This is a genomic window from Paenisporosarcina sp. NPDC076907 (genome assembly GCF_050269735.1).
Lineage (GTDB): Bacteria > Bacillota > Bacilli > Bacillales_A > Planococcaceae > Paenisporosarcina.
Genome location: NZ_JBNNIX010000001.1, coordinates 835,503 through 860,157 on the forward strand (window position 1 = coordinate 835,503; position 24,655 = coordinate 860,157).

Here is a 24,655-nt window from a genome sequence, read left to right on the forward strand (position 1 = left end):
TTATTTAATAGCTATATGAGTCGTCGCTTATAAACGCGCCCATGAAGCCTAGAACGAAAGATAGAATGAGCCAAATTCCAATTGAAACTAATGCCCAAATAAGTGCTGATTTTGCAGCTACTGGTTTGCTATCCTTCCAAACGAAGAATAAGACGATCCCTAATAAAGGAATACAGCAAAATGAAAGTAGGTTTACCGCAATATTTGGTTTATCTTCTCCTAAAGTTACTGCGTTTCCATTTTTAACACGAACGCCGCACTTCGGGCAAATTTCAGCTTGAGCAGAGATCTGCTCACCGCAATGTGGACAAAACATAAAAAATCCCCCAACCATAAATAATATTATTTGAAACTATTAATAAAATAATTGATAAAAGTTTCGACCTTGAGTAAAACTAAACATTGTGATCTTCACAATCAATAAGATGATGCCAATACCTGCTAAAGAGCCAGTAATAAATCTTCTACTATTAGTGCTTATCCATTTATTGTAAAGTTGACCAGTGCCATCAATAACCATTGGAATAAGCAATAAAATAGAAAATAGGAATGAGAATGGTAATGGTAATACAAAAGACAAGCAAACGACTGCTATTATGTATCCACATATTAATCCTGTACATCTTGCGCAAATAGGAAATTGCTTACCTTTAAAAAAGAAAGATCGCTCTGGCATGCGGTGACACATAAATAAAGAACCTACTAATCTGTCCACTAGTTTCACCTCGCCTGAATGTTAAGAATCAGAAAAACTCCCATTCTCCAACAACTTTTCCTTCTTTTTTCTTTTTAGCAATTAAATACGCATCAATAACAGAAATAGGCACAGTTATAAAGCTAGAGAATCCAAAAGTAATAACTCCGATAATAAGACTTACCACAAGAATAGTTATTCCTTTAGCTGTCTGACCTAAAATAATTTGCCCTAGGCCTGAAATTAAGAAAGAAAGCAACGCCATTAACCATGGCTCTTTTTCTCCGTTTGAACTACTGTTTCGCTTGTTTTTCAAACTTACGCCGCAAGCTACACATATTTCCTGATTTTCATTTACACTCTTGCCACAATTAGAACAGTATTTTTTAACTGTAAATGTACGGACACCACATTTAGGACAAATTTCAGCTTGATCAGAAATTACCTCACTACAATTAGTACAGTGCATTGTTATTCCCCCATTTTTTTCTCTTTTTTTCTCTTTGGTCCAATTGAATTGGATAATTTAAGAATACCAAAAATGAAAAAAATTGTATGTACATGATGTGAAATATAATTTACAAGAACTCTGAAGATTTTCTATAAAATCCTGTATTTCGACAATATTCTTCACTTCATTGTATAGAAGTATGGGTGGCACCAAAATGGAGAAATTGCACAGGTACCAAAGAAGGAAGTGGTGCCACCCACAATTCGGTATTTTTTTTTGCAATATTTTCATATAAAATTAGGATTGATAGGAACTTTATGCAATGGAGGAAATGAATTGAAACGTATCATCGTATTACTATTAACCTTAAGTTTGGCTACTTCTGTATTTCAACCACATGCTGCAGCTAATGATATTTGCGCGGCCTATAAAGGAATGACTAAAGTTTATTGGGATGGAGTTGAATTGAAGAAAGGACAGATTGGCCGTCTTTTCATCATGAAAGATACTCCTCTTTTCTCTCTAAAAGGTGATAAGCAAGTCTTTAGCAGGATGCTAAAAGCAAATGAAAATTACCGCATTTATTCCTTCAAGCCCGGCATGCTTGACGTTGGTGGTGGGTATTATGTGACACGAGATAGTAAAATCCGATATGAAACACCAAGTAAGTCAAAGCTGCAAGCAAAGGCTTGTGTTTACGGTACGAGTACTACACCAGCAACGCCTACTCCAACTCCAACTCCTGAATTGACAGAAGTGGACATGCTGACTCAAGAAGTCAACGGTCTGGAAGCTGCCTTAAAAAATAATGAAACCCAGTTGCAAATTGAAGAGCGTTCGAAAAGAATTCAGACGAAACTGGATGCTTTAAAGTACAAACAGCCTAAATTAATCGAACCGATTGTAAATCGGTTGAAAGTATTAACACAAGGCTATAAAGTTCTGGCACAAAGGGATTTTCCATTTGATTTGCATATTGTTGATATGGAGATAGACGAAAGAAAAGGCTACTTATATGTGAGTACCATGTTTGATGACAAGTTATATATCTTTTCAACAGAGGATCTGTCACTTGTGAAAGAGTTGCCAGTCAACAATACGACCAACATACAAATGTATAAAGGTAAATTGTATATCGGTGCGGAATCAATGGTAGTTTTTGACCCAGCAACGATGTCGGCAATGGCAATAGATCCGCAATTAACGGATATTAAGACATTCACTATTCATGAAGATCATATATATTACGTTTCTGGTGGAGGCAAGTCGAAAATCCAGGATTATGATATGAATCTGAAAACGACCAAACCGATTACCGATGAGAATAACCCGAAAGATTATGAATTTGATTTGCATGTTAAATTGTCAGTCGATCCTGCATCAGACATTTTATTTGTTAGTAATAACCATTTGAAAGCTATTGATTTAAAAACGAAAAAGATTATTGCGAGAGATCTAAACACTGGCTTTTGGCCCGCTCAAAGCGCAAGTAATATTTGGGATAACGGGGAACTCTTTGTTGACGGGTATAAAATCGCTTCATCGGACTTAGGCAAAATTACAGGCAAATATGTAGGTGGCCATGATCCAGTATCAATTGTGAAAGGGAAGTATGTGTTCGGTGGAATGTTCATATATGACAGGGAGAATTTTGTACCTTTGCGTTCTATGCCGACCTATTCATATGAAGCTATAACAGTAGATTCATCCATGAACGTATATGCCTTGAACACGGAAGAAGAGACTTTCAGAAAAATCAAAATGAATATCCTTCCCATTCACCTACCGTCATTCAAACAGGCTGAAAAGCAACTTGTTTTCGAAAAGGAAGTAACTGATTGGGAATACGATCCGAAGACGAACAAAATCCTTGCCATAAGCATGGATACCAATAAACTGTTCTATATTAATGCAGATACATTGATGGTGGAGAAAGAGGTTTTCATTGGCTCACGCCCATGGGATCTTGTCGTTTATGGAGATTCCATCTATGTTGCACTATCTGAAGCACATCTAATCGCGGTCGCGGGTACAAACCAAGCTTCTCCAATCTCTTACGTAACCGTAAATGCCAGACCAACTGATATGGAAGTTGGGAAGAACTATATTTACTACCGATCCTCCGAATATCGACTAAACGCTTATGATAAGCGGGATGGTAGCATTGTGGAAGTTACAAATGGAACAGGATGGTTTTACAGTCCAAAATTAAAACTTGATCCAAGCGGGGAAGTTCTCTACATTGACAATAACGCAGGATCACAAATCCATGCAATCGATGCGGAAACCTTCCAACCAATAAAGCAATCTGACTTTCACGCGTTTTCAGGAGACAATAAAATTTTTCTTGATGGACCTAATTTTTATCATGGTAAATTCCGTTCGCCCAATGCGGACTTGAAAAATGTGGAGAAGATTACCGATACTCCAATAGTCTATGTAGGAAAAGATTATCTAATTACCAACGATGGATACTATGATAAAGCTTCATTAATTAAGCAAAAAGTATTCACCAACCGCATTCATTCAGCGCAAATGAATACAAATACAGAAGAAGTGTACGTTTTAAATGAGCAAAAAAACACGCTTACTAAGTACAACCATGTGAAAGACGTGAAGTAGAAGAAGTAGCTGACGGGTTGTTTCCGTGCTAATTAGAAAAAGAGCCAAACTTAGTTTATTGAACTAGGTTTGGCTCTTTGCTTTTTAAGAGGGTATCTGGTGTCGTTCAGTTCAACATGTCACTCACGGAAGTCACAAAAGTATCAATGAACCAATTCTAACTTTTTCTTTGATGGGGTTTGATATTTCACATAACCTGAGATGTTCGTCACGTAGTAACCTTCTCCCAGTCCATATTGGCCACCATGCAAATGATCATAACGATAAACTCTGTATTGCTCACCGGCTTTTAATGTACGAACGTATTCTAGTTGGTTCTCGCTATTGCGCTTCCATAAGTTAATCGGAGTTTGGATCGTTACTTTTCCAATTTGGCCTTTTTTCATTAAAAGACCTTCCCAATATACTTTAACGGCAGGTTCAGTAGGCTTAGGCTGCTCAGGTACTTCCACAACTTTTGGTTCCATCACTTTCCAAAACTCATTTGCAATAGCTTCGTATCCTGCCAAACTTAAATGGATATCTTTTGGATTTGGAAGATAGAGTGGGTAGTTTTGAGCAATTACTTCTGCTGTAGGTACGAATGTGGAGCCAGTTTGCGCAGAAACTTGCTGGATTGCTTTATTCATTCCATCTAATATCAATAAAAGTTGTGGTTGCTGTTCTTTAGGCACATAAGGGAAGCTATTGTAGTAGCCCATAATATATACATTTACTGTAGGATTTATCTTTTTAATTTCACTCACAATTTCTGCCACATTTTTACTTAGTTGTCCAATAATTTGTGGAACCATAGCAGGATCAATTGAAATGGCACCCGTTGTTGTATCAATCTTTAATTGCTTGAGTAAATCATTTGCACCGACATCCAGTGTGATGGTGGTTGAATTTTTAATGGTTGCCTTAATACCCAGCACATCAGGTGTGAATGTATCTTTCTTTACATCATTTCGAATATCAGCCAATACATTTTCAGTAGTGTATCCCGGTACCGCGTATCGTTTATCAAAACTTTTCAAATATCCTAGACTCTCAAATTTCTCAGCAAGCAGATCGGTATATCCTTTGCCGATTTCTTTATAAGGCGTTTGCCCAGCAGCAAGTGAATCACCTAATGCCACATAATGAATCTGGGCTTCAGCTGTACTGTTTGCCGAAACCATTGCAGGAATCAAACTAAATCCTACCAATACAAAAGCCAATACTAATGAAAACAATTTTTTACTTCGTTTAATTATACTCATCTATTACTTTCCTCCCTTTTTAACAACCTATGCGACAGTCTCCTATTAAATATCAAATGGGCACAATAAAAACTTTAATAATGGCGAAGCGAAGTGACTAGAGGTCTGAAATCTAGTACTCGAGTTCATTATTTGTTTCCCAGTCATACTAACCAAACTTCGGAGCTCCCTGTTTAGGGGGCTCTATTTAAATAAATTTCCTAGCAAATAGCTCAGGTGCGATAGATTTCACTGAATATTATAACTATGTGGATGAGTTCATGCTAGTTTCAGCTTTGTGTGGTGTTTTAGTAAATTTCGAAGCTACGGATTTACAGATACCAGGCGAACTAGAACGTATGAAGCACCACGATAAGACAGGGGGTGAAAAAATGAAAAAAGTTACATGGTCAGCTGGACATGGACTATTGACACCAGGCAAGCAAACACCGGATGGCCAAAAGGAGTGGACATTCAACGATAAAGTAGTTCGAGCCGGAATGAGCTTTCTTGCTCAATATGAAGACGTTGCACAACTAAGACTGGATGACCCAACTGGGTTGCGTGACATTCCATTACAGGAGCGAAGTAACCAGGCAAATGCATGGGGAACAAACCTACACGTAGATGTACACCATAATGCATTGGGATTTAATTGGGTCCCTTTTGGTTTGGGAATTGAAACATTTGCTATGAAAGGTACTCAAAATTATGAGCAGTCTCTGAAACTAGCCAATATTGTACAGCCGCTAATCGTTAAAGCGATGGGATTAAAAGATCGTGGAGTCAAGTCAGCTAATCTCCACATGCTTCGGGAAATAAAAGCTCCGGCCATTCTCACGGAAGGCGGTTTTATGGACTCCCAGGTTGATGTTGCAGTGATGAGGAATGATGTGAAATTAAAGGCACAAGGCGAAGCGATTGCTCAAGGAATTGCACAGTATTTAGGATTAAAAATGAAGGTGGACGAGCTTGTGGAAAATGAAATTAAATTAACCGTGAATCAGCAAAAAGACAAGGATGTCTTGGTGCGGCGTGGATACATGGCAAATGATTACAAGGTTATGAGTGGAGAAATGGTTGCGTTGATTACGATTATTGCTGCTTTAATTCGAGATTTGGAAGAAAACGATGCCTTAAAGTAAGGAAGAATAATTAGATTCCCGGGATTGATAATCGATAAGATCATTCACCGAAACTTTATCTCGGTGATCCGATCGGATGATTAGAATACAATATTGAAGTGCCATGAACCTAGTGTTCATGGTATTTTTATTGCTTTGGCACTGTTAAACGAAGTTTTTTGATAGTAGCACGCGTCACTCACAGAAAAGAGCCTGGAGCGAATTAGCGGAATGGCTCCCATTCAGGTTTAAGATTAAATGGTTTTGTTTTCGCTACGCTCCTGTTTGGAAAGTGCCGGGCTAGTTCGAGTTTTTCTTAAAGGCAAGCGTATACAAACAAAAAAATTTTTGGGGAATACGAACTATAATTCTAATTGTATAGTTGGTAGAATATTACTGTTAGAGTGTAATTGTTTATGTCTAAAAAACTAGTGACCTTACATGCAAGTTGAAGTTAGGAGGAAATCAAATGTTTTGTATTCATTGCGGAGCTAAACAAAACATCGGTGCAAAATTCTGCCAAAGTTGCGGAAAAGGGATTTCTGAACAAAAAGAAACGGATGGAATGAAAAAGAAGAGTCGACGCTCATTACTGAGATCTTCTGAACACACAACTAGCAATGATCTAGAAAATAACCATGAATTACTTAGACAGTTTGTTGGAGCAAAAGAGGCGGATTTTTATCTACAAAAATGGTCTAAAGGGAATCAATCCTGGAATTGGGCTGCATTTTTCCTAGGTGTATTGTGGCTTGGTTATCGCAAGATGTTCAAATCAATCTTTATCATGTTGGGAATTTTCTTGCTCATCGATGTAGTGGTTGCATTACTGGGAATTAATGACAACTACCTCAGCAGTTCGATTGGAATTGTTGTTGGAATCACTTTGGGTATTTGGGGTAATCATCTTTACAAACAACATGCCATCAAGAGCATTGATTCTTTGAAGGAGAGATACAAGGAAACTGATCTTTTAGACCATGAAATCCAATTGCGTGGAGGCGGAAGTTGGAAGGGTGTTGTTGCATCTTTTGGCTTAATTATCAGCTATATTATTTTAATGATGGTTATAGTTACTTTTATTCCTTCCATTAACTCCTCTGAAGAAATCCAAGACGATGAAACCTTGGAAACCTCAATTAGTGAGGAAGACTTGCAGGAAGGGATTAAAGCAGACATTATCAATCTTGTGGAGCAAAACATACAGTCACTTGAAAATGAAGATATAGAAGAGTATATGTCCATGATTTATAATAGCAGTGACTCATCCGTGTATAATCAAACACAAGAAATGTTAGAAGAAATGTTTGATTCCTATGATTTATCATATGACATTGGACAAATTGAGTTTTTGTCGGTATCAGATGAAGAAGTAACGATTCGATTAACTCAAATCACTACTCTGATAGCGGGAGAAGAGTTTCGCGACAATGAGTCCGTTTTCATACATACACTAAAACCTCAAGAAGGACTTTGGAAATTTTTCGAAACTGAGGTGGAGACCGTACATTATTATGAAGAGGATAGTGTGTCAACACCTGATAATGGTTCTGCCACTTATGAATCCAATTATATAGCTTTCAAGGCACCAGAAATGTTTGACTTTTTTTTCTCAGAGAAAATCGACGTCAATAATGATGGAACTTTAGAAACAGTAATTTTTAATGGGGGACCCCAAGAAGGTGACAGCTACTCTAATGGTAGTGTAGAGATAATTGTAGAGTTCGAAGATGGTGGAAGGACTCCAATTTCAGTTGTTGCAGACGATGCGCCAGTTCTTTATCTATATGATCTAGACCAAGATGGATGGATGGAACTATTCTATGAAACTGGATACAGAGGAGATACCGTTGATCTATATCAATTCTTCCCCGATGGATTAGAATATTCTACGACACTAGTTGGAAGTATTGAGAAATTTAATCCCTATGAGGTAATTACCAACGAAGATACTTATTTTTTCAATGACTCCTTAGAATTGACAGAGGATGTTGAAACCGAAACTGTCTCTATCTCAGAAACTGCTGCATCCGATGATGTGTCCACTGAGGATGTTGTAGAAGAATCCTCAACTCAAGAACCAGAAACTGAAAATCACAATTTATCACTTGATATTAATATAGAAGATTTCACTTATCTTTTCTTAGAAAATTATAAGGACAATTTAGAAAAAATAGGCTATGAAGGTCATCTTAATGGTCAAGAATTTACTTTTGATGACGAAGGGTATTTTAATCTGATACTGAATGATTATGTACAAATAATAGGTAGATATAATCCAGACACACTAGTAACATCGGTTAACGTTATTTCTGCAAATAGCATTCCTGGCATTCCAATCGAAGAAGCAACAGTAATTGCAAACCAAAATGTGTGTGCTGTCTATGCAATCATCAACACTTTAGGTGATGGAGATCAGGCTGAGGAAATTCTTCAGAATTTAAAGGATCAGCAATTTAAGGAGTTTAAAGATATCGGTCAATATAGTTCCAATAACATAAAATATGTTGAAAGTTCAACTCAAGAAGAAACTGTTTTTAGTGCAATAAATGTAAATGAATGAAAAATTGGCTAAGCAAAACGAATTATATAGGGGCTTAGAGGGGAAATTGCAGAATAGTAATAATTAAATAGTAGCTACAGAAAAACGAACGAAAGTGACTTGCTCACTTCGTTCGTTTTTTCTTGTATTGGCACAGAGTAATTTTAAGTTGCGATTGTTGAAGCTATTAACTTTGTTAGTTATGTTTCTTCAATTCTTTGTTCAGCGCACGTTCCACATCGTTTTTTCCTAATTGATTGACGGCTGTCCAATAAATGGCCACTTTGGCAGTTGACCACATATCTTCATTTACAATTATTTTTGCTACTTCCTGAGGTTTAAAGTTTCTATTAATAAGTAAGGAATTTTCCCATTTGCCGGATGAACCTCTACTTCTGATTTTCTGGATTTCTTTTGCTGATTCAGTGACCTCGGCAAAACCAATCATATTCCATTGGTAATAATCCAAATCTATTCCATAGCCTAAAAATTTAATCATGTCCCTCGTGATAGTAATGCCAAGTTCTTCTTTTGCTCCCCGAATAGCAGTATTGAATAAGTCGGGAGGATTGTTGTCCAAGTGAGGATGCACGCCTTCAACAACACTGATGTCCATTTGACTCCCTCTTGTACCACTATATTCGGTTCGCTGGGTGAAAATAATATCTTGATCGGATGTTATGATAACCAAGCCAATACCGAATCCATTTGCTAAAATCGGTTGTAAAGTTTCCAATCGGTTATATGGAATATATTCTTCTGCTATTGTTTTCCCGGACATTAATTGTCGACTTAACTGCATATTTAGAGCCTGAAAAGTAAAATAATCTGTTTTATGGAAGTTGAATAAAACGGTCATGTCTTCATTATGCTCGGTTCTACTATTGCGGTATTTAACCAAACTATACAAAGGACCATTCCACTTATGTTCCATCCCATTTAATTCTTTTAATGCTTCATTATCAGCAATTTCTTTTTTCAATTGTTCCAATTCTTCGGGCAGTTGAATTGGATCATTACTGACTCTACATTCTATATTTTCGGGTTTTATCTCAGTTAGTCCGTCTCCATCTACTACAAAAAAGTTGGTTGAGGTCTTTCCTATCGTAAATAGGTGGGACTTAAATTCATTTTTCTCAGTAAATAGCCGCTTATATCTTCTTTTCATGTTTCTCTTCAACTCTCTCAACGAATCGTCAAATATCACACTGACGAGAAGCCCCACAATTGCGCCAATTAAAGCAGACCACAACTCACTGTTTATTGTATTTATTAAAGCATTCACTGTTTTCACCAATCGGTCACTCCAAATAGTCATTATGTATTTTTATTTAATAGGAAGTTGTTATCATTTTATCTTCTTATTGTGTTAAATTCTAACAATCAATAATCGGAATTTCAATATGGTAGATACTATTCTAGGTATAAGGTTATAGTAATTTAGTATTACTCAAAGGAAAATGACTCCAGAGAAATTCCGGAGTCATTTAGTCATCTCTACAATTCTAATGAACTTATTACTTTTCCATTATAAAAATATACTAATACATAATCTATGCTATAAGAGCCGCCATGAGTGTAGACGTGTTGGTATTTCCATTGCGTTACACCTGGATAGCCGGAGTCCGTCAAATCTCTAATCATATAAGGTTTTCCTAATACTGTGTAAACTTTATCATATGTCGTGCCTTGGTAAACTTCCCAACCATCAGAGATCGTTTTAAAACGTTCATGGAACGAATAAAACTCATACGGTGTCTGTTCAGTTTCATAAGTCTTCAAGTCCTTCGGTTCTTTGGAATCTACATTATTTTCTAATGCTAGTAGAGCTAATTTATTTTTAGAAGGAGTTTCGTATTTGATTGATAGGGCCTTTTGAATGAACGTACCTCCACCGACTCCGTATAAACCGCCATGATTATTTTTAAAACTGTAAACACGGTACTCGTCACCCTTCTTCAACAAACGGACAACTGATAAAGTCTGATCTGCCTTAATTTTATACAAATTGGTGTCTGTCAAAACGATTACTTTCCCCAACTGTCCAACTTTGAGTTCCGTTTTACCCCACATCACTTTTGCTTCAGCATTGGAGGGAGTAAATACAAGTGAAAATAAGAATAACAATGAAATGACAGAAACGATTTTTTTCATAAAAATTACCTCCATTCAGTGTCTAGTTTCAACATTCCAAAGGCAGAATCAAAGAATTAATTTACCTATACAATCTACTATAGAATGGCAGACCTCCTTCTATTATCTAGATACTCAATTTCTATTAAAATAAGTTCTATAACTTGGTGTACTTATCCTGCAATTGAAAGGGAAGCAATATCTGTTATAACTTTTCTAATTGATTATTGTGTCGTAATAATAGAAAAAATATTGTTAAAATTAATATAAACAGTAAATTTAGAATTATTTGTAGTTAAATGTAACGTGTTTGTTACATAAATGTAAAATAAAATAGGTTTAAAACATGGTAAACTGACTTTAGTTAAATTTTCAGAAATATATTGCAGCCATGCGTATACCGGAGGATTCAAATTTATGAAATTACAATCTCAGTTCCTTAAAGTCATTTTGATGAGTACAATTGCTTTATTTTTAATGATGGCACCATTTGCAAACCAAACGGATGCCGCAAGTAATGTCAATTCAACACAAGTTGTATCAAATGCCAATAAATTAATGGGTATTAAATATGTTTATGGCGGTACAACGACTAAAGGCTTTGATTGCTCTGGATTTATTGGCTATGTATATAAAAAAGTTGGCGTAGCATTACCAAGAACGTCTGCAGGTATGTACGCTACTGGTACTTCAGTTAAAAAGAGTAACCTTGCGACTGGTGATCTAGTATTTTTCAATACTTTAGGTAAAGGTGTTTCTCACGTAGGGATTTACATCGGTAATGGAAAGTTCATTCATTCTAGATCAAGCAAAGGTGTTTCTGTTTCAAGCATTAATGATCCTTATTATTGGGGTTCTAAATATGTAGGTGCTAAACGAGTTGCAAAAGTAACTCAAGTAGCTTCATCTAAAAAATAAAACTTAAAACTTATAATAAAGCCTTGACGCATATTGATTGCGACAAGGCTTTTTTTGTTTAAGTTAGAGTATATTAGTAGAAAACAATGCGCTATTTGCATTGGCGAAACTTAGACGGTTTATAATGAGCAGTTAAATGGGAAAAATAATAAGAATACAGGCTTACTGGTAGAGGGAGGACTAGCGATGTATATCCGAATAGAATGGGTTTATCGAACACCGAAAGGGACCGAAACCGTCTTTAACTCCGAGGAAATGCCGGTCGCACAAGCAATATTGCTTGCGGAGGACATGGAGAGAACCGGACGCGCAAAAAAAATGACCTTCATTGATCGGTTTGATGCAACGTGGACAGTAAAGGAAATGAAGGGTTATTTAAAAGGATTAGAAACCGAAGCACATAACATCAAAGTATATTTCGACGGCGGCTTCGACATTGAAACCAGCAGATCGGGCTTGGGTTGCGTTATTTATTATGACCAAAGTGGAAAGTCGTACAGGTTGCGACGGAATTCACCATCTGCCGAGCTCATATCAAATAACGAAGCTGAATATGCGGCGCTTTATTTGTGCCTGCAGGAACTGGAGCTTTTAAATGTCCACCATCTCCCAGTGCTGTTCATCGGTGACTCGCAGGTGGTCATTAACCAAATGAACGGGGAGTGGCCGGCGCTCGAGTCGAACTTATCCAAGTGGGCAGACAGAATTGATGATAAGCTGAAACGCCTCGGTATCCAACCAGAGTACAAACTGGTCCCGCGAAAATCGAATGCAGAAGCGGACAGGTTGGCTACACAAGCACTGAATGGGACTGAAATAACGGCTACCAGTGAGATAAAAGCAGAGTAGGGAAACAGACAGTGAAAATTCCGTACCAAATATAGGAGCGACCGAAATGTTATCTTCGGTCGCATTTTTTTGTATAGAATTAGTAGGATAAGTTGGAGTGTATATATGAAGAGAATAGAAGATTTTTTATCAGCAAGGTGATAATCCATAAGAACATCGTCAGTGAATGTATAATATATACTGCGACTAAACACGATTTGTGTAAAAATAGGAAATAGTATAAACATCGAATCGCTCATAGAAACGAAGGGAGAGACATTATGAAGATACATACAAGCCGTTTTGGTGAAAGAGAAGTAGCTGATAGCAGTATCATTACATTCGATAAAGGGATTCCAGGATTTGAGGAATTTAAAAAATATGCATTATTGCCGGCAGATGAAAACGAGGAATCCCCATTCTTTTTCCTGCAATCGATAGAGGAAGAAGCAGTGAACTTCTTTCTAGTAGATCCTTTCTCGTTTTTTAAGGAATACGACATTAAACTAGAAGAACAAATGGTAGATAGACTTGAATTGAAAGATCCAACTGATGCAATCGTCTTAACAACGGTTACAGCAAAGGGTGAAATTAAGGATGCGACAACTAACTTAAAAGCACCGCTTGTCATCAATAACAATAGACAACTTGGCATGCAGATTGTTTTGGATAACAAAGACTATTTAATTAAGCAGCCTTTATTCCAAGGTGCTGAAGCAAGGCAGGTGTAGCAGATGTTAGTGCTTGGAAGAAAAAAAGGTGAATCCATCATTATTGATAATGACATTGAAATCTTTGTTACTGCTATCGAAGGAGAAACGGTGAAACTCGGGATTAAAGCACCAAAGCATATCACTATCCACCGGAAGGAAATTTATTTGGAGATTCAGGAAGAGAATCGACGAGCAACTTCGAATGTCATTAACTTGAGTGATTTCTTGAAAATGAAGAAGTGAATTTATGGGTAAGCCTGCGATATTTTAGCAGGCTTTTTATTTTTTAAAAATTTTAAAGAAATAGTTTCAAAAAACGCTAAACATTTTAAATCTACTTCCGATATTAATATTGTAAGGAAGTTCAAACGGATTTGAACTCTTGCAAAAAAACAAAAAACATTACACGGAGGTAATACAAAATGAGAATTAACCACAATATCGCAGCACTTAACACACATCGCCAATTAGGTAGCGCAAGTAATGCACAAATGAAAAACATGGAGAAACTTTCTTCAGGTCTTCGTATCAACAGTGCAGCAGATGACGCAGCAGGTTTATCAATTTCTGAAAAAATGCGCGGACAAATTCGTGGATTAGAGCAAGCATCTAAAAACTCTCAAGATGGTATTTCAATGATTCAAACAGCTGAAGGTGCCTTGAACGAAACTCACGATATTCTTCAACGCATGCGCGAATTAGCTGTTCAATCATCATCTGATACTAATACTGCAGATGATAGAGCACAGATTCAAAAAGAAAATGCGGATTTAATTCTGGAAATTGATCGTATTGCAACAACTACTGAGTTTAATACGCAAAAATTATTAGACGGGAAAGGTGGAACTGCTACAGACGGCAATTTTACTTTCCAGATTGGTGCTAATGAAGACCAGACTTTAACAGTTACTTTTGCTGACATGCAATCAGGTGCATTAGGAGTAGACTTAATTGATTTAGGAGCTGATAGTGCAACATCAACTGCTGCTATTACACTTATTGATGATGCAATCAAATTAGTTTCAGATGAACGTTCTCAATTAGGTGCAAAACAAAATCGCCTAGAGCACACGATTAATAACTTAAACACTTCTTCTGAAAACCTAACTGCTGCTGAATCTCGTATTCGTGACGTAGACATGGCGAAAGAAATGATGCAACAAACTAAAAATTCAATTCTTTCTCAAGCTGCACAAGCGATGTTGGCTCAAGCTAACCAACAGCCACAAGGTGTTCTTCAATTACTTCGTTAATAATTACTTTTTTCAAAGGAATAAACTCTGGAATATCCAGAGTTTATTTTTTTACCAAAAGCATAGGTCATTTGTATTGGTTCAATATTACTTATAAAGAGGTCTCTATGAAAAAAATATTAGTTACATTTATTACCATCCTTTTGATATTTATACAAACGATTGCGTATGCAATTGATGTGGAAATTCCCGGCATGACTCCTGATCTTCAGGAACCCTTGATTACTTCAATTAGTCTATCGAGCCAGGAATTGTCTCCGACAGAACCTGTGAAAATAATAGCTGAAATATCAGACGAATTATCTGGATTCAATAAAGGAGAAATCACCTATACAAAGCCCAATGGCCAGATACTTAAAAGACCGTTTCTCTTAAATACAGCCACTGGGAAATATGAAGCTTATATCAGTGTTACAGAAATAGATGTAGCTGGAGAATGGAAAGCCCACTCTATCTTTCTTGAAGATAACAAGCAAAATTCAGTTAATCTAACTAATGGGATGTCTCAAACAAATGGGGAGAAAGTGGATTTTACTACGCTGTCTTTGAATGTATCAGGCGTTGCCTTGCCTGTATCAACCGATAAACTTGCCCCAGTATTGAAATATATTTCGGTTGCTACTTCACAATTAAGCATAGATGACAAAATCGCAGTAACAGCTGAAGTGGCAGATGATGAATCTGGCGTAGCAAGTGTCGAAGCTATTTATAGAAAGCCTAGCGGAAAGACAAAGACTATTCGTTTAGGGCTAAAAAATGGTCAATATTATGGAGAATATTCCATTGGAAAATATGATGAAAGTGGCTCTTGGATTTTACAATCAGTAGTGGTTAGTGATATTGCCGGAAATTCAAAATATATCACTAGTTATATAGATAATGAAGATAATAGTAAAAATTTAAATCATTGTAATATAGAAGTTGTTGGAACAATAAAAGATTCTCAAGCCCCATTGCTGCATGAGATTGCTGTTACTTCCCTTCAAGTTAAAGCAAAGGAGGGCATTGGAGTAAAAGCAAGCATATCGGACGATGAATCTGGTGTAAGCTTCGTTACAGTTAATTATAAGACTCCAAATGGCCAATTAAAGTCACTATATTTACATGAAAATGCAAATGGCGACTATGTGGGTTCATACCTTGTAGGACAATATGAGGAGAATGGGAAATGGATATTAACGTCAGTTGTTTTGCATGATGCAGTTGGAAATGTTCGAACGATAACAGGTTATGTTGATTTAAATGATAATTCTAAGGATTTTAACCATTGTACTGTCACTGTAGCGGGGACAACTCCTGATTGGGAAGGACCCGAGTTTGTTCATGGCGAAATTGAAGTACAGCAAACTTCAACACAACAGGCAACCGTAAAACTAATGATTGAAGTGGAAGATCAATTATCTGGCATTTCAGGTCGTACATTGTATGGTGCATACCGAAAGCCAAGTGGAAAATTATTGAATTTGTATTTTACAAAATTAAATAATCAATATACTGCCTATGTACAAATCGATAAATACGACGAATTTGATGAATGGGTGCTTGAGAGTTTGTCAATAAGTGATGTCTTAGGAAATCATACTGTAGCAACAAAAGTAGGAGGAAATCCTTTATCGACCTTCAATATTAATGTAGTAAATGGAAAAATCACAGTCAGCCCGCCTGTTCCAAGTTCACTTTGGTTCTCTGCCCCAGAAAGTATTACTAAAGGGCAAACATATCAATTAAGTCCATTGTTGAAGTTTACTAATCAATCTGCAGAAAACCAAAATGTAACATCTAATTCTTTGACAAGATATTCAACCTCAAATCCAGATTTACTACTAGTCAGTTCAAAAGGACTTCTCACAGTTCCTGAACAGGCAGGTTCTGGCGTAGTGGTTATAGAAGTTTCCTACGGGAATTTAACGAAACAAGTTGAAGTGAAAGTAAATGGTGGGAGTGGGTCGATGCTGCAGGTATCACCATTGTCATCAATTTTACAGCCGGGACAGGCTGAGCAAATGAAAGTCGTATTAATTGAAGATGGAGCAAGGAAAAATGTTACAAGTTCATCAAGTGGTGTGACGTATAAGAGCAGTAATCCGTTAATTGTATCTGTTAATAAGGATGGACTTATTCTGGCTGCTTCAGGAGATACGCAGGGCACTGCTGAAATACAAGTTTCATATGGTAGTATCGTTTCTAAAACATCGGTTACTGTCACGAAGCCTGTAGTAAAAACTTTAGTAATCTCACCATCTGAAGAAAATCTTTCTATAATCAATAACAAAGTGCAAGTTGTGTTAAAAGCATTTATGACTGATGGAACAACTAAAGATGTCACAAATTCTACAGAAGGCACTAAATATTTTTCCTCAAATCTTGCAAGTGTTCAGGTAAGCGAGAATGGTTTAATTAGTCTAGCTCCTAGTGCTTCAAGTGGAGAAGTTACTATAACAGCTAAAAATAATTTGGCGTCAGTAAAAACTCGAATCATAGTAGATGTGCCAGATATAACTGAATTAAATGTATTTCCAAATGATCAAAGTGTTTATCGAGAAGATGTAATTAAACTTTCCGCGATTGGAACTTACAATGACGAAAGTGAAAAGGATATTACCAATGGGGAAATGGGGACAACGTATATAAGTTCAGTCCCAAGTCGTGCAATGGTAGATGCGAATGGTACTGTAACGATTCCAGATTCAGCATCTTATGGAAATGTGACGATTACCGTTAAAAACGGTTCTTTACAAAAGTCCGTTATTCTAACTGTAGAAGAAGATCAAAGTGAACTGTTAAAAGAAATACAAGTCACAACCGATATTAATGTACTGCAACGGAATGGAACCAGTCAGCTTGCCGTTAGTGGTGTTTATGGAAATGAATTAGAAAAAGATCTGACAAAAGGAATCGAAGGAACCACGTATATAAGTTCAGTCCCAAGTCGTGCAATGGTAGATGCGAATGGAACTGTAACGATTCCACCTTCAGCATCTTATGGATATGTGACGATTACCGTTAAAAACGGTTCTTTACAAAAGTCCGTTATTCTTACTGTAGAAGAAGACCAAAGTGAACTGTTAAAAGAAATACAAGTCACAACCGATGTTAATGTACTGCAACGGAATGGGAGTGGACAGCTGACAGTTACCGGATTCTATGGAAACGGATCAGAAAAAAATCTGACAACAGGAACTGAAGGAACCACGTATATAAGTTCAGTCCCAAGTCGTGCAATGGTAGATGCAAATGGAACTGTAACGATTCCACCTTCAGCATCTTATGGAAATGTAACGATTACCGTTAAAAACGGTTCTTTACAAAAGTCCGTGATTCTAACTGTAGAAGAAAATCAAAGTGAACTGTTAAAAGATATTCAAGTCGCAACCGAAGTTAATGTACTGCAACGGAATGGAAGTGGACAGCTGACAGTTACCGGATTCTATGGAAACGGATCAGAAAAAGATCTGACAAAAGGAATTGAAGGAACCACGTATATAAGTTCTGCCCCAAGCCGTGCAATGGTGGATGAGAATGGAACTGTAACGATTCCACCTTCAGCATCTTATGGAAATGTGACAATTACGGTTAAAAACGGTACTTTGCAAGAAAACATTATTCTTATAATTGAAGAAGATTTAAGTGGTGTCTTATCAGATATTAAAGTAACAAATGAAGCTGATGTACTGCAAAGGAACGGACAGAGTCAGCTTACCGTTATGGGTTTCTATGGAGATGGAACGGAAAAAGATCTAACAAAAGGAATTGAAGGAACTAAGTATATAAGTTCAGCACCAAGTCGTGCAATGGTAGATGAGAATGGAACGGTAACGATCCCGCCTTCAGCATCTTATGGAAATGTAACGATTACGGTAAAAAATGGTACTTTGCAAATGTCCCTAATTCTCACAGTAGAAGAAGATCGAAGTGGAATACTAACAGACATGCAAGTGTTAAACGTAACGGATGTTATGCATCGCAATGGCACAACTCAGCTGAGAGTTAACGGTATATATGGAGAAGGACATCTTAAAGATATAACAAATGCAGATGCAGGAACCATATACAAAAGTTTAGTTCCTAGCCGGGCAATGATTGATAAGGATGGAAGGATTACTATTCCGTCAACTGCCTCCTATGGAAAAGTAACAATTACGATTCAAAATGGCTCAATACGAAAGACTTTAATATTGATTATTAACTAGCCAATGATAATTGACTAAAAATATAATAGATACCAAGTGAAAAAGGCAAACCATTGGGAAACCGTGGGACGCAAAGCCAAGGGCCTGTACCATGTAATCATTTCATGGATGGCAGCCGGTTACCACAAGGAATCATAGTCCGATTCTATGAACCTTGTTGAAGGTTCTTTTTCTTTGGAATTCAAGAAGCGGAGAGGTATTGGAATGAATAAACAAACGATTAAACTAACATCTTATTTGGCATTATTGCTACTTTTAATTCAAATGCTTAACCCTTTTGCAATTGCATTTGCTTCAACGAATAGCAACATTTTACCGCCGAGCAATTTGGCTACTCAACAAGTAACACCAGATGACGTAAAACTTACATGGAGTCCAGTATTCGGAGCAACTGGATACAATGTGTATGAAATTCAGGAAGGTCAGCTAACTCTTCTTGGAAAGAGTACTTCCACTAGCTATAATTTAAACAATTTGGCTGAAGGATCATATCGATACGTTGTTTCAACTTTGAGTGCTGAAGGCGAGTCAGGTCCTTGTGCGCCTATTTCTGTTGATATAATTTACCCGGAAATGCAAGCACCATCAGCAATGACGCAAACGATAAGAAATGGCAATGATATTGTATTGAGTTGGGGGACATCTGCTTATATAGAAAAGTATAATCTGTACAAGTTAACAGATGATGGTCAGAAGACATTGCTAACTTCTACTACGAACAAAACATTCACAGTTTCTGATGCGCCAGAAGGAAACTTTAAATATGCCGTATCGGCGATGAATACATTATACGGGGAATCTTCACTTTCAGATGTAGTTCAAGGTGAAGTTGTGTATCCAATAATGACAATGCCAGCCAATTTCACTTATTCTGTGACGAATGGCAGTGACATCACATTAAAATGGGATGCAGTTCCGTACGCAACTAATTATAAACTTTATCAAATTGTAGATGGACAATCCGTTTTGAAAAATACTTTAACTACTACAACTGCTAAAGTTACGAATTTGCCGGCAGGAGATTATATATATGAAATTCGATCTAACAGTGATCGTTTTGGGGAGTCAACTGAAAGCAATAAGCTAGCTGTTACGGTTAGCTCAGTGACCATGATCGCACCAGATAACTTTGCGTACAAACTTCAGAATACGAATGATATCTTGTTGACTTGGGAAAGCGTTCCTTACGCATCCAGCTACAAAGTTTATCAAATCGTTGATGGAGAAAAAGTATTAAAAAGTACAGTGGCAAGCACGAGTGTCAGCTATCCGAAGGTAGCTGCTGGAGATTATGTATATGAAGTTTACTCTTTCAGTGATAGATTTGGTGAATCCACTGAAGGAAGTAGAGTGGGTTTGTCGGTTGAAGGCTTGATGTTAGAAGCTCCGAGTAACATAGAGTACAAAATCCAAAACGGAAATGACATTGTGTTAAATTGGAGCAGTTCTGCCAACGCAACAAGCTATAAGGTCTATCAAATTGTTGATGGACAAAAGGTGTTGAGAAGCACGGTAACAGGTACTTCCGTTACCTATTCAAATAAATCTGCCGGAGATTACGACTATGAAGTATTCTCTTTTAGCGATCGTTTTGGTGAATCGAAAGATGGCATCAGTGTTTCTTTTGCCTTAGTTCATCCAACAATGAAGCCACCTGCGAATGTAAAAGAAACATTAAAATCCGAAACATCCTTTACTTTGTCGTGGGATGCGGCTGATTATGCTACAAATTACAAAATCTATCAAATCGTCAATGGACAAAAAATACTAAAGAGTACCGTAACAGGTGCTAGTGTGACTTATTCGAACATGCCTTCAGGGGACTATGTATATGAGATATATTCAAGCTCTTCCAAATTCGGAGAGTCTACTAATGGAGCTCAGGTGTCGTTTAATTTAAAGGGCCAGACAATGCAGGCTCCGCAGAATTTAACAAATACCATAACTAACGGAAATGATATCAAATTGAGCTGGACAGCTGTAGAAAAAGCAACAAACTATAAGGTTTATCAAGTAATTGATGGAGTAAAAGTGCAGAAGAGCAATTCAGCTACATTAAGTATTACCTACTCCAATATGCCTGCCGGAGATTACACATATGTAGTCCATTCTAATTCTTCCACCCATGGTGAATCGGAGTTTGGAGCAGAAATTACATTTTCATTGGTGCATCCGACAATAAAAGCGCCAGAAAATGTAACTCATAAAATACAAAATGGCAATGACGTTGTACTGTCATGGATTGCTGCTCCAAATGCAAACAGTTACAAAGTATATGAACTGGTAGATGGCCAAAAAATATTGAGGTCTTCATCTACAACATTAACTACCATACTGTCTAAAGTGCCAGCTGGTGAACATTTATATGTAATCCATTCAGTAAGTACCCGATTTGGGGAATCACTAAATGGCAGTGAATTAGTAGTTAAACAGAATGAGTATACGATGCAAGCACCAGAAAATGTGATTTACAATATTGCCAATGGTAATGATATTTCACTAAAATGGGATGCTTCTACGAATGCAACATCTTATAAAGTTTATCGAGTAATAAATGAGCAACGAGAGTTGGTCAAAACTGTTACAAGTAACTTAGTATCATTGTCCAATATGCCTGAGGGAGATTACACGTATGAAGTTCACTCCTTCAGTGACCGTTTTGGTGAATCGCCAGAAGGAAGTGAAGTTTCAGTTACTGTGCTTTACCCAGTAATGCAAGCTCCACTGAATCTAACCCAAAGCATCACTAACGGAAATGATATTGTTTTAAGATGGAATGCATCCACTTACGCTTCAAGTTACAAAGTATATCAAAAAATTGATGGTCAATTGATTTTGAGACAAACAGTGGTTGGTACAAGCGCAACGTTCAGAGATTTGCCGGAAGGGGAATACGAATTCGAAGTGCACTCAGAAAGTACCCGTTTCGGAGAATCTCCTGAAGGTATTACAGTAGGCGTCAGTTTGACTTGGCCGGTTGTACAACCACCTGTCTTAACAGGGGATTTCTTCAACATTAACAATGTCACGCTTTCGTGGAAGTCTGTTCCTTGGGCGAATGAGTACCGTGTTTATCAAACGATAGGGGACACTAGAAAGTTGATTTATAAAGGATCGTCTTTGACAAACAAAGTTTACAATGTGACCGAAGATACACATTCCTTTGAAGTAAGTGCATACAGTACAAAGTTTGGAGAATCTAATCCTTCTAACATAATTACGAAAGAGATTGTATATCCAGTTATGCAGCCCCCTGTTGCTAATGTGACTGTTCTAAGTAATTCAAGTACTAGGATAACATGGGATTTTGTCACTTATGCCAACGGCTATAATGTTTATCAAATGAACGAGGGTAGCCCAGTTTTGATAGCAGAAAAAGTAAATAATTTGTCTTACACAGTTTCTAATCTGTCGTATGCAAATCACGAATTTTATGTGACTTCACATGGGAACTCTTTCGGGGAATCGGAACCGTCTAACGTCGTTATGGCTAAATTGATTGTTGACACGGAAGAACCGGTAACAACTATTAGTGTACCTAAGGACTGGGTAAATCAAAAAACCGTTGTGACTTTGTCTGCAACGGACAATGAAACTGGAGTAGCAAACACCTATTACTCTGTGAATGACAGTGAGTTCTTGGAAGGTAACTTATTTGAAATTGAAAGAGAAGGCATCCATAAAGTTTCCTTCTATTCAGTCGACAAAGTAGGAAATAAAGAGTCTGTCCAAACTTCTTACGTGAAAATTGATCAAACAGCACCAGAGACTATGATGAGCGGAATTCCAGTTTGGTCTACTCAACCAGTTGATGTGACATTGACAACATTTGACGGTCAAAGCGGCATCGCGAATACCTACTATTCAATAAACGGTTCCGAATACCTTGCTGGTACAACTTTCACACTATATCAAGAAGGAATAAACGAAGTCTCTTTCTATTCTGTTGACCAGGCTGGAAATAAAGAAAAAGTCCAGACGTTCGAATTAAAGATAGACAAAAACGCACCACATACTTCTTTAAACGAAGTATCCAAATGGATAATGGATAGTATGACAGTTGAGCTAACATCAAAAGATGACTTAAGTGGCATTTCTAAAACCTACTATTCTGTGAACGGATCAGAATTTCTAGAAGGTACGAGCTTAGTAATAACTGATGAAGGTATCAATAAAGTTTCGTTCTATAGCGAGGATAATGCAGGTAATAAAGAAGAAGTAAAAACAAAAGAAGTTAAGATTGACCGAACTGCACCAGAAACAATATCGAATGTAACAGGTGAATGGCATTCTGATTTGATGGTTGAGTTGATCGCAAAAGATAACGAAAGTGGCATTTCGGCAACGTACTATTCTTTAAATGGTTCTGAGTACGTAAAAGGAAGTAGTTTCACTGTGGGTAGTGACGGAATCTACGAAATCTCATTCTATAGCGTAGACGAGGCAGGAAATAAAGAAGATGCAAAAACACAAGAAGTTAAAATTGATCAATCAGCACCGAAAACAACTTCGAATGTAATGGATGATTGGCAACAAGGGTTTACAGTCGAATTGACAACATTAGATGACTTAAGTGGCGTTTCTGCTACCTATTATTCAGTGAATGGTTCTGAATTCAAAGATGGAACTAACTTTACCCTAACTGAACAAGGGATTAACAAAATTTCGTATTATAGTGTGGATAAGGCTGGAAATAAAGAAGACACGAAAACAGAAGAAGTTAGGATCGACCAATCAGCACCAGAAACAGGCTCGAATGTAACAGCTGACTGGAATAAAGAATTTACAGTGGAATTGATATCGAAAGACGAATTGAGTGGCGTTTCTAAAACATATTATTCAGTCAATGGTACTGAATTTGTGAAAGGAAAAACAATTACAGTTAATGAAGAAGGTATACACGAAATCTCATTCTACAGTGTGGACAACGCTGGAAATGTAGAAGAGGTAAAAACTGTTGAAGTGAAAATTGATCCAACAGCACCAGTAACAACATCGAATGTAACAAATGAATGGCACAAAGAGTTTACAATGGAATTGGTATCGAAAGACGAATTGAGTGGCGTCTCAGCAACTTATTATTCAGTGGACGGATCTGAATTTGTAAAAGGCACAAGTTTAACGGTAACAAACGAGGGAATTAACAAAGTTTCCTTCTATAGTGTGGATCATGTGGGCAATAAAGAAGATTCAAAAACTGTCGAAGTGAAGATCGACAAAACTGCACCAACTGTCTCATGGAACTTGAAAGATATGTATGAGCTAGGAACTAAACTACCGTTAACGTATATCGCAAAAGATGCAGGCTCTGGAATCAAATCAGAAATCTTGACGGTAAATGGAAAGGAATACAAAAACGGTGAAAGCATTTCATTCACTCAGCCTGGCCGTTATTCAGTTAAAGTAACGGTAACTGACAATACTGGTTGGACGATTACTTTGGAAAAAACAATCAGTGTTTATATTCCATCAGCGAGCATCAAAGTAAATCCAGGTGTTATCAAAGATAACGGAGGTGTGTTTACAGTTGATGTGACATTGCCGAAAGGCTTTAACTTGAAGGATTTTAAATTAGAAACGGTATCTATCAACGGCGTTTCTGCCATTTCTAGTAATAATGGGTATGTAAAACAAGCCGAAAAAGGCCAATTCAAATTCAATCGGGATGACTTCGATTGGGATAATGGAAAGCAGACACTTGAATTTAGTGGAATGCTTGGCGAATATCTGGTACTTGGAACTACTGAAGTGGAAGTGAAAGGTTCGAAACAAGGCTCGAATAACGGCCATCACCATGGGTTCAACTTCTGGGAATGGTTAATATCTTTTGTGAAGAGAGCAATTGGACTAAACTAATATAGAAGAAGGACTGTGACTTATTTCTAATCACAGTCTTTCTTTTTATTGTTTATATTCTATAAAATACCAAATGATGCAACCATAGGACTATTCATTTAAATATTG

The 24,655-nt window shown here is 37.1% G+C and carries 16 protein-coding genes and 1 riboswitch; of the genes, 10 read left to right on the plus strand and 6 right to left on the minus strand.

All coding sequences use genetic code 11. The features are described from left to right. Positions 1-4: 4 nt before the first annotated feature. Genes ACQKEV_RS04070 through ACQKEV_RS04080 form a run of 3 tightly spaced genes read right to left on the minus strand, consistent with a single transcriptional unit; the run spans position 5 to position 1,163 of the window. Complete coding sequence (locus tag ACQKEV_RS04070; protein WP_427443602.1) at positions 5-316, minus strand: zinc-ribbon domain-containing protein; 312 nt, start codon at positions 314-316, stop codon at positions 5-7. 39 nt (positions 317-355) lie between these two features. After that, complete coding sequence (locus tag ACQKEV_RS04075) at positions 356-715, minus strand: DUF2085 domain-containing protein (RefSeq protein WP_427443604.1); 360 nt, start codon at positions 713-715, stop codon at positions 356-358. A 28-nt stretch (positions 716-743) separates the two neighbouring features. Further along, positions 744-1,163, minus strand: a complete 420-nt coding sequence (locus tag ACQKEV_RS04080; protein WP_427443606.1) for a double zinc ribbon domain-containing protein — start codon at positions 1,161-1,163, stop codon at positions 744-746. Between the two features lie 318 nt (positions 1,164-1,481). On the opposite strand from ACQKEV_RS04080, the gene ACQKEV_RS04085 reads away from it, so the two are divergent. Next, positions 1,482-3,767, plus strand: coding sequence for a YncE family protein (locus tag ACQKEV_RS04085; RefSeq protein ID WP_427443608.1), 2,286 nt, complete (start codon positions 1,482-1,484; stop codon positions 3,765-3,767). Positions 3,768-3,910: 143 nt separating this feature from the next. Here ACQKEV_RS04085 and ACQKEV_RS04090 read toward each other — a convergent pair whose 3' ends face one another. Continuing rightward, positions 3,911-5,011, minus strand: a complete 1,101-nt coding sequence (locus ACQKEV_RS04090; protein WP_427443610.1) for an SGNH/GDSL hydrolase family protein — start codon at positions 5,009-5,011, stop codon at positions 3,911-3,913. A gap of 371 nt (positions 5,012-5,382) precedes the next feature. Between ACQKEV_RS04090 and ACQKEV_RS04095 the strand changes: the two genes are divergently transcribed. Further along, complete coding sequence (locus ACQKEV_RS04095) at positions 5,383-6,135, plus strand: N-acetylmuramoyl-L-alanine amidase family protein (protein WP_427443612.1); 753 nt, start codon at positions 5,383-5,385, stop codon at positions 6,133-6,135. Positions 6,136-6,583: 448 nt separating this feature from the next. After that, a complete protein-coding gene (locus tag ACQKEV_RS04100) occupies positions 6,584-8,677 on the plus strand; it encodes a DUF2628 domain-containing protein (protein ID WP_427443614.1) in 2,094 nt (697 codons plus the stop codon). 175 nt (positions 8,678-8,852) lie between these two features. Here ACQKEV_RS04100 and ACQKEV_RS04105 read toward each other — a convergent pair whose 3' ends face one another. Together ACQKEV_RS04105 and ACQKEV_RS04110 are read right to left on the minus strand one after the other, a co-directional pair. Further along, positions 8,853-9,950, minus strand: a complete 1,098-nt coding sequence (locus tag ACQKEV_RS04105) for a hypothetical protein (protein WP_427457729.1) — start codon at positions 9,948-9,950, stop codon at positions 8,853-8,855. A 203-nt stretch (positions 9,951-10,153) separates the two neighbouring features. Then, positions 10,154-10,810 (minus strand): hypothetical protein, encoded by a 657-nt coding sequence (locus ACQKEV_RS04110; RefSeq protein ID WP_427443617.1) that lies wholly within the window; start codon positions 10,808-10,810, stop codon positions 10,154-10,156. A 396-nt stretch (positions 10,811-11,206) separates the two neighbouring features. Between ACQKEV_RS04110 and ACQKEV_RS04115 the strand changes: the two genes are divergently transcribed. From ACQKEV_RS04115 to ACQKEV_RS04145, 7 genes are all read left to right on the plus strand, one after another. After that, positions 11,207-11,707 (plus strand): C40 family peptidase, encoded by a 501-nt coding sequence (locus ACQKEV_RS04115; RefSeq protein ID WP_427443619.1) that lies wholly within the window; start codon positions 11,207-11,209, stop codon positions 11,705-11,707. Positions 11,708-11,893: 186 nt separating this feature from the next. Further along, complete coding sequence (locus ACQKEV_RS04120; RefSeq protein WP_427443621.1) at positions 11,894-12,556, plus strand: ribonuclease H family protein; 663 nt, start codon at positions 11,894-11,896, stop codon at positions 12,554-12,556. Between the two features lie 260 nt (positions 12,557-12,816). Further along, positions 12,817-13,266 (plus strand): flagellar assembly protein FliW, encoded by a 450-nt coding sequence (fliW, locus tag ACQKEV_RS04125; protein ID WP_427443623.1) that lies wholly within the window; start codon positions 12,817-12,819, stop codon positions 13,264-13,266. A gap of 3 nt (positions 13,267-13,269) precedes the next feature. Further along, positions 13,270-13,491, plus strand: coding sequence for a carbon storage regulator CsrA (csrA, locus tag ACQKEV_RS04130; RefSeq protein WP_427443625.1), 222 nt, complete (start codon positions 13,270-13,272; stop codon positions 13,489-13,491). 179 nt (positions 13,492-13,670) lie between these two features. Further along, complete coding sequence (locus ACQKEV_RS04135) at positions 13,671-14,501, plus strand: flagellin (protein WP_427443627.1); 831 nt, start codon at positions 13,671-13,673, stop codon at positions 14,499-14,501. A 107-nt stretch (positions 14,502-14,608) separates the two neighbouring features. Then, positions 14,609-18,691: a hypothetical protein gene (locus ACQKEV_RS04140; RefSeq protein ID WP_427443628.1), complete on the plus strand. Its 4,083-nt coding sequence runs from the start codon at positions 14,609-14,611 to the stop codon at positions 18,689-18,691. 34 nt (positions 18,692-18,725) lie between these two features. Further along, positions 18,726-18,818, plus strand: a riboswitch (cyclic di-GMP riboswitch). Positions 18,819-18,895: 77 nt separating this feature from the next. Next, the gene (locus ACQKEV_RS04145; protein WP_427443630.1) at positions 18,896-24,547 is read left to right on the plus strand and encodes an OmpL47-type beta-barrel domain-containing protein; all 5,652 of its coding nucleotides are present in this window, start codon (positions 18,896-18,898) and stop codon (positions 24,545-24,547) included. The last annotated feature ends 108 nt before the right edge of the window (positions 24,548-24,655 follow it).